Source organism: Waterburya agarophytonicola KI4, assembly GCF_020640915.1.
Lineage (GTDB): Bacteria > Cyanobacteriota > Cyanobacteriia > Cyanobacteriales > Xenococcaceae > Waterburya > Waterburya agarophytonicola.
The window spans coordinates 19,912-32,432 of sequence record NZ_JADWDC010000054.1; the positions used below are offsets into that span (position 1 = coordinate 19,912).

Consider the following 12,521-nt stretch of genomic DNA (forward strand, 5'->3'; position numbering starts at 1 on the left):
TCTTTAAGGAACATACTTACAGGTAGAGTTGAAAGAAAATATATCTTGCCATCTTTCTACCGTATCTACCCCAATTTCAAAGGGAACAGTTTTACTGCCAAAGTGCATTCTCGCTTTAACATTCTCTACGGGTGCGCTAATCAGTTTACTAGCTACGTCTGCATCTATATCGAAGATACGATGGTTCATGTGCCAAATAGATTCTTGCTGAGAATTATCATCCCCTAGATAGCTGTATCTATAACTAATTATTTCAGGGTTGGTTACTCGTGGAGTTAGTTTCACAATACGGTTACCAACTCCTATTTCTAAGAGAGTTGGTAAAGTTTCTTCTGGATTAATATCATTCTTGGGAGCAGCTTGGACGATAGTTTCTACATAACAACCATCCAAATTACTTCCCCAGATAGAAGCAAAAACTAATTTACCTGGTTTAGTTCGGCTAAAAGGTTGTTTAATTGGGGATAAACTTTCGTCAATACCAAAGCGATCGATCACAATTCTGCCATAAGCACTTGCAGATAAATCTAATACTTCAATAACCTTGCTATAGGGCCATCTTTTAATTCCCCAAGGCAAGCTAGAATCGATTACCAAATCGTCTTTATCTAGAGTTTCTTCTACTACCTGAGCAGTTGTAATTTGAGGCTTTAACTGCGTCAAAGCTAGACCAACAAAAAAAATTATAAATAATAATGCTTTGCTTGGTAAATATTGGCGGATATGAAAAAAATTCATCAAGTTTATTCTTGTTATTAATCAGAGAGTTGAATGGTTAAGAAAAAATATATTAAGATTATACTACTGGCAGACCACTCCAGAACAAGCTGTACCATTTTCAGAAGTATTGGAATCTGTTGGAGTGCGACGAGGTATCTTTATGATAGTAGTATCTATTGCCCGATCCATCCGAATGCTGCTTGCCCGTTCAATAAAGGTAACAATTGAAATACCCAAGTTTAGGTCTATTTTTTCAGGGGAATTGCTGGCTAGCTGACAGTTGCCACTAGTATCGTTTCCCGTCGAACCTACTTTTGGTGGTAGAATACTAGCCTCTCCAGATTCTTCAGCAACACAGTTGTTTTGTTCTTTAACTTCTTGCTCCGCTAATCCATGTATGCCAATAACTTTGCCCTGAGCATTCAAAACAGGCCCTCCACTCATGCCTCCACGAGTAAAGTTACTATAAACCAGATTGTAACCGCTTTGATGCTGAGAATTAATTCCAGTCAGGCTACCTGAGGTAAATTGCGCCCCTCCCTGTATTTCTTGTCCTGCTTTAGGAAATCCGTTGACATAAATCGGCATTCCAGGGGTAATTCGCTCGGCAACATTTTCAATTAAGGCAGTTTTATACTCGCGATCGCTTTTGAAAGAAATCACTGCCAAATCTATACCATCAATATGTCTTATCGTGCTGTTATCTAAAACATAGCTATCCCCATCGGGAGTAAAAATAGTATATCCGTAGTCTAGATATTGAACTACGTGTTTGGCGGTTAAAACATGGTAGCTATAATCATCTCTAGCAATAATAACTCCCGAACCAAGGTCTTTATTTGCTCCATTATCTATTTCGATCCGAACCGTAATATTTGTAGCAATTTCGTTGATTTGAGTAGGCTCTAAAGCCCAAACCATTGTAGGATGAGCAACCGAGATCGCGGTTACTAAGGAAGCTCCAAAAATATAAGGATAAAAATTCATGTAACTAGATTGAAAGTAATTTTTACTATGGTTAGTCTTTAAACCGATCTTAAATCTCTCAAATAAAAGTAAGAAAATAATACACTTTCTTTTCTTATTTATTGACTTGAGGATTGACAAACATATTATCGAGATTCATTGCTTCATCTACTCGCAGAACTTGAGCCTCTATATCTGCCAAGGTTGCTTCTGCTTCGTCGTAGATGTTGGCACTGTCGGGAATTGCTTCGAGATCTAGAGTGACATCTTCCAACTGACTTTTTAGCTTTTGTAGTTTTTGCCAATTGTAAGTGTTCAAATTTTCATCATTAGCTGCTTCTGCTAAGATGGGTTGTGCTCGATCTACTATTTCGTCATAATCTGCTTTAAATTTAATATCTGAAGAACAATTACCCAAAGTATTACAGACACCGCTCATGTTGGGAGTCAAGAAAAAAAACAAACCGCCAACTATAGCTAAAGCTCCCAAACCGCCCAAAACAATCGGATTCTTGCTAGACTTTTTTCGAGGTGGCAAATTAGGATCTATCTCAGTTGGCTTGGGAGGGATATAGGTATTGGGAATAGGGGGAGATAGTTCGTTTAGTACTTCTTGAGCAGACTGATAGCGATCTCGATGCACATCGGCGGACATTTTATCGATGATGTCAGCCAACTTATCGCTGACGTTGGTATATCTGCGCCACTGTAACTTATCGTTACTGCTATCGTAAAAATCTCTAGGTTGTTTGCCCGTCAACAAAACCATTGCAGTTACAGCCAAGGCATAAATATCGCTGCTAGGAAAACAAATTCCCCGACCAATTTGTTCTACTGGAGAAAAGGATTGTTTGCCGACTGTTGTTCCCGCAGTTATCGCACCGCTAGCTACTTGAGTAGCAGTACGCTGATTAACCACCCCAAAATCAATCAAGATGGGTTTTTCTTCCTTACTGCACAACATGATGTTGTCGGGGCTAATATCTCGATGAATAATATGATTATTATGGATATATTGTAAAACTGGTAATAGATCTTTTAATAATTGAGTAACTTCTGCTTCGGTAAAAGTTTGATTTTGTTGTTGTCGTTCTTCAAATAAATCGGCATAGGTTTTGCCATCAACAAACTGTTGTACCAAAAACAGCCGATTGTTTTCTTCAAACCAGCCAAAGAATTTAGGTATTTGTCGATGTTCTAGTTGATTGAGAACTTTTGCTTCCCTTTCAAATAGCTCTCTCGATTTTGCGATCGCCTCTTGATCTTTAGCTTGAGGTACAAATTCTTTGAGTACGCAATATTTTTCAAAACGCCTTTCATCTTTTACTAGATACGTGCGTCCAAAACCGCCCTGTCCTAAAGTTTTTACGACTTGATAACGCCGATCTACATAAGAACCTGACGGAATCTCTGATGGATAGTTCACATTTAATACTTCTATTTGAACATTTTTATCTTACATATACATTTTACGTACATATGCCGATAATTCTAATTTATTTGCCTATTTTTTTTATGTTAAACACTATTAAATATGTTTACGCGATTGTAATGTTTACCCTGTGTCGATTACAAGAAAATTTTAATTGGTAATCATCGATCGCTTTCATTAAGATTTGGCGACTGCATAATTTCTTATTAAAACTCTGCTTTATGATTGATAAAATTAGTCCTCTCCTCATAAATTAATGACCAAAACCCCTACTCCCACAGCAGCAAATATTAAAGCGATCTTCGATCGCATTGCCCCTGTTTACGATCAATTGAACGATCGCCTTAGTTTGGGACAACATCGAATTTGGAAGTCTATGGCAGTCAAATGGAGCGAAGCAACACCAGGAGATAATGCCCTCGACATTTGCTGTGGTAGTGGAGATTTAGCTTTATTATTAGCCAAAAAAGTGGGCAATACGGGGAAAGTGACGGGGTTGGATTTTGCCTGCGAACAATTGGCGATCGCGCGATCGCGACAAATGACTAAATGCCCTGGTATTCCGATGGAATGGCTAGAAGGAGATGCTCTAGATTTACCCTTTGAGGAAAATCAATTTGATTGTGCCACTATGGGTTATGGATTACGTAATGTAACGAATATTCCCCTATCTATGAGGGAATTGTATCGCGTCCTCAAGTCTGGGGCAAAAGCTGCAATATTAGACTTCCATCGCCCCGAGGAAGCCTACATGCAAGGATTTCAACAATGGTATCTAGATCGTATAGTCGTTCCTACCGCCGAAAATATGGGGATGAAAGAAGAATATGCTTATATCAATCCTAGTGTAGAAAGATTTCCTACGGGTAAAGAACAGGTTAAACTTGCACTAGCGGCAGGTTTCGATCGAGCTACTCACTATCCATTGATGGGTGGAATGATGGGGATATTAGTTCTAACGAAATAAAATAAGAATAGAATTAAGTTTCTGCCGATCGTTTTTTATTGTCGATTCAACATACTGCTTTGGCACTAACGAATCTCTGGATATTTTTTGTTCCCCCCGTAGCGGGAAGCATCATTGGCTATTTCACCAACGACATAGCTATCAAAATGCTCTTTCGCCCCTATAAGCCTATCTATATCGGTAAACGGAAATTACCTTTTACTCCTGGCTTAATTCCCAGCAATCAAGGACGTTTGGCTCAAAAGGTTTCTGACACCATTATGGGTTCGTTGTTGACTCCTGGAGAGCTACAAAAGTTGGCTCAAAGGCTGTTGGCAATCGAACGTATCGAAAGTGCCATCGGTTGGCTGTTAAAATTGGCTTTAGACCAATTAAAGGCCGATCGCGAGCAAAAAACTGCGAAAATTTTGGCTAATATTTTGCACGATTTGTTTAGTCAATCTTTACCCAGATTACTAAAAGTGTTAGCTCGACGGGAAGATTTTTTAGAAGCTCAAATCAACCAAATTTTCGATCAAATTCTGCTGAACTTCAAACTCAAAGATGCTCAGGGGAAGAAGTTTGCCGACTGGTTGTTGGGGGCGGTAGTTCCTCCCGATACTATCCGTAGGGCAATTATTGATTTTTTGAGCGATCGCAATATTCAAATCATTGATGAGGGTTTTCGCGAAAAAACTAGCGGCACGTATTGGGTGGTCGCCAATTTGTTTGGTTTGAGTAATAGCTTAGTTAGACTGCGTTCTTTTTGTCTTGACGAACCAGAAATTACTAATGCTAGATTGCAAGAGCTAACTTATTCTCTACAAATTCGCGATCGCATTAAAAACTGGCTGACTAATCTTTCGTTACAGAATTTGCCTGTTTCCACTGTAAGGCAACTACGAAAAACAGTTCGAGAAGCGGTACGGAACTATGTTAAAGATGAAGGAGGCGGGGTAATTGCTCGTTTGGGAGATTCTGTAGAATGGGAAAATTTAGCTGTATTAATCTTAAAACGTTTGCAATCTTCTGCTACGGTTACTGACTCTTTAGAAGTAATTAGTCAAGAATTAGCTTTAGTTTTGGATCGTTATTTAGAAAGAGATTTAGAGCAACTAGTTGCCCAGGCTATTCCTATTTTGGCGATCGACAAGGTGATTATAGATCGAGTTTCAGCTACTTCTCCTGAAGATTTAGAAACAGCAGTACAGGGTATTGTTAAAAGCGAATTGCAAGCGATCGTCAATTTAGGTGGGATACTTGGTTTTGTTGTCGGTTTGTTGCAGGTGGTTATTTTATTTTTTAATTGATGATTGATTAGTTATAGAAAAAATCTATAACACTTATTGCCTTTACAATATTTTCTCTAGGGCAATAAAAAACTATAATAATCGAGCAAGATTTAAAGATAAAGAGAGAAATTCTTATGGCACGGATGTATTACGATGAAGATGCCAACCTCGACCTGTTAAAAGATAAAACAGTTGCCATTATCGGCTATGGCTCTCAGGGACACGCTCACGCTCTGAATCTTAAAGATAGCGGTGTGAATGTGATTGTTGGTTTATATCCTTCTAGTAAATCAAAAGCCAAAGCAGAAGCAGATGGATTGACCGTTCATCCTGTAGACGAAGCAGCCAAAGCAGCAGATCTAATTATGATCTTGCTACCAGATGAAGTTCAAAAACAAGTTTATACCGAACAGATTGCACCTCATCTAACTGACGGTAAGATCTTGGCATTTGCTCACGGGTTCAATATTCACTTCGGTCAAATCGTACCTCCTAGCACAGTGGATGTGATGATGGTCGCACCAAAGGGACCAGGACACCTCGTAAGACGTACTTATACTCAAGGACAAGGCGTACCTTGTTTGTTCGCAATCTATCAAGATGCCACTGGTCAAGCCCGCGATCGCGCTATGGCTTATGCTAAAGGAGTAGGCGGTACGAGAGCGGGTATTTTGGAAACTTCTTTTAGAGAAGAAACTGAAACCGATTTGTTTGGGGAACAAGCAGTATTATGCGGTGGTTTGAGTGCTTTAATCAAAACAGGTTTTGAAACTTTAGTTGAAGCTGGTTATCAACCAGAGCTTGCTTATTTTGAATGTTTGCATGAAGTTAAACTAATCGTCGATCTAATTGTCGAGGGCGGTTTGGCTAAGATGCGCGACAGTATTTCTACTACTGCTGAATATGGCGACTATACCCGCGGACCAAGAATAGTCAACGAACAGACTCGTGCGGAAATGCGGAAAATTCTTAGAGAGATTCAGCAAGGTGATTTTGCCAGAGATTTCATTTTGGAAAACCAAGCTGGTAAACCAGGATTTACCGCCACTCGCCGTTTGGAATCAGAGCATCCTATTGAAGAAGTTGGTAAGGATGTGCGCGCTCACTTTAGCTGGCTCAAAAACGAATAATTATTCAAGATAAATCACTAATTAATTAATCGAGGGGAGGTTTAGCTCTCCTTTTTTTGTGGCATAGAAAAATATACCCAAAATAACTGAACTAAATAATTATTTACTCAGGATTAACATCGATAATCGATTCTAGATCGATGGTTTTTTTATTAGGAAATAGACTTACTAAGAATTGATTAATATTAGTTTTCAATTTTTGACTCTCACTACGATAAGGCTGAGGTAAAAGGATATCTCCTGCCACTACAAAAAGTACTAATGTAGTCAAACAAAACTCTATAAAAAGCTTCCAACGCATTGCTCTGCTCGTTTAAGTATTATTAGTTGAATATCTCTTAGTTTCTCGCTCGAATATTACTTCTCTAAGTATTAATAAATTAATTGAAGTGTAAAAAGATGATAAATCTAGGTATATTCTAGTCCTATTCTAATTGGATAAATATAAAACAACTTCCGTATTCCCTCTAGATCTTTAATGAAATTTTCTCTAAGTATTGGTAGATACTCGATAATTGCTATCAAGACAAATTGAAGGACTAAAATAAAGTATTAATTGAAAAAGTATTAATTGAAGCAATGCGATTGTGCTATTAATCGATCCATGCCCTAGTATTCTCCCAAGATTTGATATAATTGTTTTTCCTAAAACTTACAGAACATAGAGAGGAAGTAAACCATTTATACGCCTCCTTTAGCCCGCTTAATAGAGCAGTTACAGCTTTTACCAGGGATAGGACCAAAAACCGCCCAAAGACTGGCTTTGCACCTCATCAAACGTCCCGATAAAGAAGTTCAGGCTTTAGCTCAAGCTTTGGTCGCAGCCAAACAAAAAGTTGGTTTCTGCAAGATATGCTTTCATCTTTCTGCCGAACCAGTATGTTCTATCTGCAATAATCAAAATCGCGATCGCTCGACAGTTTGTGTGGTAGGAGATTCCAGAGATGTTATTGCTCTAGAAAAAACAAGAGAATACCGCGGGCTATATCATGTTTTGGGAGGAGTAATTTCACCTATGGATGGTATTGGGCCAGAACAGCTTAATATAGAGGCGTTAGTACGTAGAGTCACCAAAGAGTCAGTAGAAGAGATAATTTTAGCGATTAGCCCGAGCGTAGAAGGAGAAACCACAACTCTATATATTAATGGACTCCTGCGACCCTTTACCAAAGTAACTAGAATTGCCTTCGGTTTACCTATGGGTGGAGATTTAGAATATGCCGATGAAGTAACCCTTGCCAGAGCATTAGAAGGAAGAAGAGAGCTTGATTAGCTAGAGACAGTCAATCTATAGATACTCATGCAGAAAGATAAAGATTGTGTTGCGAAAATAGGATTATGTATTCTTCTAGTTGTAATCTAATGTCAAGTAAAACTTTAGTATTAAAAATTATGAATATTGTAGCCATAATCGTGTCTCTTTTGGTAAGTGCTGTAGCTTTTTTTATTATCTCCAAGCTACCTACAGGAGTTAAGATCGAAAGCTTTCAAAAGGCTTTAATTGCAGCAGTAGTTTTTGGCATTTTAAATGCTATTTTGCATCCCGTCTTGGATTTGCTAGCTGCACCGCTTAACTTCGTAACTTTTGGTTTTCTCAGAGGTTTATTGACTCTAGTTATCAATGGTTTTATCTTTGGTTTGTCTGCCTGGTTAATCCAAGGTTTTAGACTGCAATGGGGTATTTGGAGTGCTTTAATTGGTGCATTTGCTTTAACTGTCATTAATCAACTTATATTTAGCTTGATACCTGCTATTGGATAAAGTTATAGTTTTTCATTGATAATATCTATTTTAAATAGAAGGCGATCGCATCATTAACGCGATCGCCTTTTTTAATCGTAATTGCGTTGATTTTATAATTAAGTGTTGTCGATCGCTGACTTTTGATTTTAGACAATTAATAATTAATAGTTAATGATTAGTAATAAACCTCAAACTTATGACTACTCCAGAAGATCGAGAAAGAGAATTTAACCTACGCGAAGCAGAATTGCAAGCTAAGGAAAGGGAGTTAAAACTCCGAGAGATGGAAACGGAAATATATCAAGAACAAAAACATCAAGAAGTAGACATCGAACCTCAGATGTATCGAACTCAAAAGCACAACCCCTCTGATAGTTCGATTCAGAAATTTGGCAAAAAAATAGTTAAATTTGCTAAGTTTGCTGGTTTTGTTGTGGGTGGCATTGCTATTATTAAAATCGGCTTTTTTGTCGGAATGTGGATCACATATTTGATTATGACAGGAATTATTGCTGCGGTAGGCTATCAAATTTTTCTGAGGGATGATTGAATTAATTCCTTGATGAAGTGTCTTAATTATCAGCCAAAAAAGTTTTGAATTTTAAACTATTTCCTTGAGGAACGAGGTCTTGTTCTAGATATTCCCGACAATGGTTGTGTTCGTCAGCTACTATTACCTTAGCTTGATGTCCTGTTTGCATCACAGAAGTGCGATCGCGATATTCATAGGCAATAATAATCAACAGATCTCTTGGTTTGCAGAGCAAGGCTGCACCACCATTGGGACAAATTCCTCCTTCTCCTGGCGTTCCTGGGATCGCATAAGTCGACCAACGTTTGCCATTATCTAGGTTGATGACATCTACTTCTTCTAAAGGAAGAATACCAACTCGATCCATTAAGTCTTGGTCAATAGTAATACTTCCAACATAGTTTACATTAGCTTCTGTTACTGTTACGCGATGAAGCTTGGCGTGCATTAACTTAATTTGACTCATTGATTCTCTTTTGACCTAACTATTTCTATCATAAACTCATCTATGGTTTTGTTGAGCAAGGAATAAACTAGAATTACGAACAGATATCTTGCAAACCAATAACCAATCTTTCAATTCCTAGTTTGGCAGTGGATGGTTGCAAACTACCATAAGCTACTCGTAGATAACAGCCATTTTCTATACCAAAAGTACTACCAGGAATCACTGCTACCCGATATTGTTTGACTAACTGCTTGACTAATTTTAAATCATCGAGCTTGGTATTGATTTTTAAAAAGAAATAAAATGCACCTGAAGCTGAAGAAACCTGGCAAAGATGGGGGATAGAGCGTAATTGGTTGCCTACAATCTCTCTAACTCTAGTAATTTGTGGGAGGTGTTGCTGACAATAAACAATTCCCGTTTTCAATGCACCCATCGCTGCATATTGGGAAACGACGGGAGGACAGATCAGGTTTGTATCTTGTACCTTTTCGATCGGCATTAAAAGATGCTGGGGAATGACCATATAACCAATCCGCCAACTAGCAAAACCATAGGCTTTGGAGAGACTAAACAAAGAAATAGTATGGGCTTCACTGTGAGGAAAAGAGCCAGGAGAATAGTGTTTCGCTCCATCATAGGTAAAATATTCATAGGCTTCGTCGCTAATATGATAGATACCTCGATCGCGACAGAGATCGTTTACCCCTTGGAGGCTATCAGCAGAATATACCGCTCCTGTGGGATTATTGGGGGAAATAGTGACAATTGCTTTGGTTTTGGGGGTAATTGCTTGAGAGAGGGCTTTTATATCTAGCTGATAGTCTTTAGTTGTGCTTACCAAGACAGGGTAACAGTTCGCTATGGCGATCGCCATTTCATGATTAAAGTAATAGGGCGTATTCAGGATAATTTCATCTCCTGCCTTGGTAATAGCTAGCATTGCATTCATAAATGCCATATTGCTACCTGCTGTCACCACAATCGAGTTTTGGTGATTGATTTCTATCTGATTGTCTGTGGCTAGTTTTGCCTGAATGACTGCTTTTAGAGGTTCAATTCCCGTAACACCTTGATATAAATGATTGTTCGACTCAGCCAAAAAAGATTGTAAAGATGCGATCGCTTGTTCTGGTGGCGGATAATTGACTACTCCTTGTCCTAAAGATATTGTCCCAGGATTATTTTGAATTAATTTCCCCACCAAAGGAATCAATGGAGACTGCACCCGATCCATACGGGAGATCAAATTATCAGAATTAAATGACATGAAAGACTACTGGTAATAGTTAGTAGAGAAAGCTCGTTTTTACCTATATTTTGCTTCAGTATGGTTTAAAAAGCTCTTATAGAACATTTTTATTTCAGAAATTCTGATTAGTTACTTTTAGAAGATTTATGATTTATCAGTAATATATCTATGGAAAAACAGCACTATTCCAGCAGAGAACAAAAAACTCAAGGCGATCGATTCTTTAAGCATTTTGAAGCCAAGATTAAACCACTATTGAGTAAAATTTATTCAGATCCCATAGTCGAACAACTTTTAACCCAAATATATGCCTTGATTCAAGAACATTTGGCTGATTCTCTGGCTGAGAATTTGAACAAATGGAGTCAGAACGAAGTTTTGATGATTACCTACGGCGATAGTGTTTACACTGCTGAGGAAAAATCATTAGTTACCCTTGCGCGATTTCTAGAACATCTTCAGGATACGATTACAGGGGTTCATATTTTGCCGTTTTGTCCCTACAGTTCCGATGATGGGTTTTCAGTAATCGATTATCTGCAAGTCGATCCAGAATTGGGAGATTGGCAAGATATTGAAAAAATTGCCGAAAAATTCGACCTGATGGCAGATTTGGTGCTAAACCACATTTCTAGCCAGAGTGAGTGGTTCGAGCAGTTTAAACAAGGAATTAAGCCAGGATGCGATTATTTTATTGAAGCAGATCCAGCCACCGATCTTAGTGCGGTAGTACGCCCCCGCAGCAGTCCACTATTAGTAGAAATAGATACTACAGCAGGTAAAAAGTATGTTTGGGCTACTTTTAGTGCCGATCAGGTAGATCTAGACTATACCAATCCTGATGTTTTGTTAGAAATCATCAATATTATTCTTTTTTATATCCAAAAAGGTGCTAAATATATCAGACTAGATGCAGTTGGTTTTTTGTGGAAACAGGAAGGTACTTCTTGCATCCATCTACCCCAAACCCATGCCCTAATTAAGCTATTTCGGGAAATCACCCAGATGATTAATCCTGATACCGCTTTAATTACCGAAACGAATGTTCCAAACCGAGAAAACTTAAGTTATTTTGGCAACCGCGATGAAGCCCATTTAATTTATAATTTTAGTCTGCCACCATTGCTGGTTAACGCTCTACTACAAGGTAAATCAGATCATCTTAAAACCTGGATGATGAGTATGCCCCCCGCACCATTGGGTTGTGCCTATTTTAATTTTACTGCTTCCCATGATGGTATTGGTTTGCGTCCCACCGAAGGATTGTTATTAGAAGATGAATATAACGCCATGCTAGAAACCATGGAACAGTTTGGAGGCAAAATTAGCATGAGGAGTAAGCCTGATGGTACCCAAAGCCCTTACGAAATTAATATCTCTTTGTTTGATGCTCTCAAAGGTACTGTCAAGGGGAAAGATGAATGGCAAATAGAGCGATTTTTGTGTTCTCAAACAATTATGATGGCTGTGGAGGGAGTTCCCGCATTTTATATTCACAGTCTGTTGGCGACTCCCAATGACTATGAAGGAATGGCAAAAACAGGACGAAATCGCTCGATTAATCGCTATAAATGGGACTACGAAGAGTTAAAACAAAAGCTCAATAATCCTAATTCAAATCAAACTATTGTGATGGGGGAAATGTCTCGGCGGATTCAAATTCGTCGTCGTCAACCAGCTTTTCATCCCAACGCTACCCAATATACTTTGCATCCAATGAATAAAGCCCTGTTTGCTTTTTGGCGACAAAGCATACACCGCGACCAAAGTATCTTTTGTATTAGTAATTTGAGCGATCGCTCTCAAGAATTACTACTATCTGATATCAATCTTATCTGTATCGATCCTTGGCAAGATTTGCTCAGTGGAGGAGTCATTCAAGATATTAACGATAGTTTGACACTACAACCCTATCAATGCGCCTGGATTACTAACAAATTTGATATATGAGGCTTGTTTCCTAATTCAACAATATGTGATTAATTTTGCCTAAGTACTTAACTAGCTGACTGCCTGACACAAGTAGCTGAAAGATAGACAGGGATAGATTGAAAGAAAAA

13 protein-coding genes are annotated in these 12,521 nt (G+C 38.4%); 7 read left to right on the top strand and 6 right to left on the bottom strand.

Going from position 1 to position 12,521, the window contains the following annotated elements; genetic code table 11:
* Positions 1 to 3: 3 nt before the first annotated feature.
* From I4641_RS17555 to I4641_RS17565, 3 genes are all read right to left on the bottom strand, one after another.
* A complete protein-coding gene (locus I4641_RS17555; protein WP_229641881.1) occupies positions 4 to 738 on the bottom strand; it encodes a hypothetical protein in 735 nt (244 codons plus the stop codon).
* A 63-nt stretch (positions 739 to 801) separates the two neighbouring features.
* Complete coding sequence (locus tag I4641_RS17560; RefSeq protein WP_229641882.1) at positions 802 to 1,707, bottom strand: S1 family peptidase; 906 nt, start codon at positions 1,705 to 1,707, stop codon at positions 802 to 804.
* 94 nt (positions 1,708 to 1,801) lie between these two features.
* Entirely contained in the window at positions 1,802 to 3,112 is a 1,311-nt protein-coding gene (locus tag I4641_RS17565) for a protein kinase domain-containing protein (protein ID WP_229641883.1), read from the bottom strand.
* 262 nt (positions 3,113 to 3,374) lie between these two features.
* Between I4641_RS17565 and ubiE the strand changes: the two genes are divergently transcribed.
* The 3 genes from ubiE (at position 3,375) to ilvC (ending at position 6,486) form a co-directional block, all read left to right on the top strand.
* The gene (gene ubiE, locus I4641_RS17570) at positions 3,375 to 4,085 is read left to right on the top strand and encodes a bifunctional demethylmenaquinone methyltransferase/2-methoxy-6-polyprenyl-1,4-benzoquinol methylase UbiE (RefSeq protein ID WP_229641884.1); all 711 of its coding nucleotides are present in this window, start codon (positions 3,375 to 3,377) and stop codon (positions 4,083 to 4,085) included.
* Between the two features lie 38 nt (positions 4,086 to 4,123).
* On the top strand, positions 4,124 to 5,374 hold the full coding sequence (locus tag I4641_RS17575; protein ID WP_369426827.1) for a DUF445 domain-containing protein: 1,251 nt from the start codon (positions 4,124 to 4,126) through the stop codon (positions 5,372 to 5,374).
* A 116-nt stretch (positions 5,375 to 5,490) separates the two neighbouring features.
* Positions 5,491 to 6,486 (top strand): ketol-acid reductoisomerase, encoded by a 996-nt coding sequence (ilvC, locus tag I4641_RS17580; RefSeq protein WP_229641886.1) that lies wholly within the window; start codon positions 5,491 to 5,493, stop codon positions 6,484 to 6,486.
* A gap of 103 nt (positions 6,487 to 6,589) precedes the next feature.
* On the opposite strand, the gene I4641_RS17585 is transcribed toward ilvC, so the two are convergent.
* The gene (locus I4641_RS17585) at positions 6,590 to 6,757 is read right to left on the bottom strand and encodes a hypothetical protein (RefSeq protein ID WP_229641887.1); all 168 of its coding nucleotides are present in this window, start codon (positions 6,755 to 6,757) and stop codon (positions 6,590 to 6,592) included.
* A gap of 408 nt (positions 6,758 to 7,165) precedes the next feature.
* On the opposite strand from I4641_RS17585, the gene recR reads away from it, so the two are divergent.
* From recR to I4641_RS17600, 3 genes are all read left to right on the top strand, one after another.
* Positions 7,166 to 7,759, top strand: coding sequence for a recombination mediator RecR (gene recR / locus I4641_RS17590; protein WP_229641894.1), 594 nt, complete (start codon positions 7,166 to 7,168; stop codon positions 7,757 to 7,759).
* Positions 7,760 to 7,878: 119 nt separating this feature from the next.
* Positions 7,879 to 8,247, top strand: coding sequence for a phage holin family protein (locus tag I4641_RS17595; RefSeq protein WP_229641888.1), 369 nt, complete (start codon positions 7,879 to 7,881; stop codon positions 8,245 to 8,247).
* A 178-nt stretch (positions 8,248 to 8,425) separates the two neighbouring features.
* The gene (locus tag I4641_RS17600) at positions 8,426 to 8,779 is read left to right on the top strand and encodes a UbiA family prenyltransferase (RefSeq protein ID WP_229641889.1); all 354 of its coding nucleotides are present in this window, start codon (positions 8,426 to 8,428) and stop codon (positions 8,777 to 8,779) included.
* Positions 8,780 to 8,801: 22 nt separating this feature from the next.
* Here the strand turns inward: I4641_RS17600 and panD are convergent, their stop codons facing one another.
* Together panD and I4641_RS17610 are read right to left on the bottom strand one after the other, a co-directional pair.
* Positions 8,802 to 9,227 (bottom strand): aspartate 1-decarboxylase, encoded by a 426-nt coding sequence (gene panD, locus I4641_RS17605; RefSeq protein ID WP_229641890.1) that lies wholly within the window; start codon positions 9,225 to 9,227, stop codon positions 8,802 to 8,804.
* Between the two features lie 73 nt (positions 9,228 to 9,300).
* Positions 9,301 to 10,479, bottom strand: coding sequence for a pyridoxal phosphate-dependent aminotransferase (locus I4641_RS17610; RefSeq protein WP_229641891.1), 1,179 nt, complete (start codon positions 10,477 to 10,479; stop codon positions 9,301 to 9,303).
* Between the two features lie 150 nt (positions 10,480 to 10,629).
* Here I4641_RS17610 and I4641_RS17615 point away from each other — a divergent pair, with 150 nt between their 5' ends.
* Positions 10,630 to 12,411: an alpha-amylase family glycosyl hydrolase gene (locus I4641_RS17615; protein WP_229641892.1), complete on the top strand. Its 1,782-nt coding sequence runs from the start codon at positions 10,630 to 10,632 to the stop codon at positions 12,409 to 12,411.
* Positions 12,412 to 12,521: the final 110 nt, after the last annotated feature.

Bases quoted from the DNA above. Each gene is read 5' to 3' on its own strand.
- I4641_RS17555 (WP_229641881.1), bottom strand. From the start codon at position 738: ATGAATTTTTTTCATATCCGCCAATATTTACCAAGCAAAGCATTATTA.
- I4641_RS17560 (WP_229641882.1), bottom strand. From the start codon at position 1,707: ATGAATTTTTATCCTTATATTTTTGGAGCTTCCTTAGTAACCGCGATC.
- ubiE (WP_229641884.1), top strand. From the start codon at position 3,375: ATGACCAAAACCCCTACTCCCACAGCAGCAAATATTAAAGCGATCTTC.
- ilvC (WP_229641886.1), top strand. From the start codon at position 5,491: ATGGCACGGATGTATTACGATGAAGATGCCAACCTCGACCTGTTAAAA.
- I4641_RS17595 (WP_229641888.1), top strand. From the start codon at position 7,879: ATGAATATTGTAGCCATAATCGTGTCTCTTTTGGTAAGTGCTGTAGCT.
- I4641_RS17600 (WP_229641889.1), top strand. From the start codon at position 8,426: ATGACTACTCCAGAAGATCGAGAAAGAGAATTTAACCTACGCGAAGCA.
- panD (WP_229641890.1), bottom strand. From the start codon at position 9,227: ATGAGTCAAATTAAGTTAATGCACGCCAAGCTTCATCGCGTAACAGTA.
- I4641_RS17610 (WP_229641891.1), bottom strand. From the start codon at position 10,479: ATGTCATTTAATTCTGATAATTTGATCTCCCGTATGGATCGGGTGCAG.
- I4641_RS17615 (WP_229641892.1), top strand. From the start codon at position 10,630: ATGGAAAAACAGCACTATTCCAGCAGAGAACAAAAAACTCAAGGCGAT.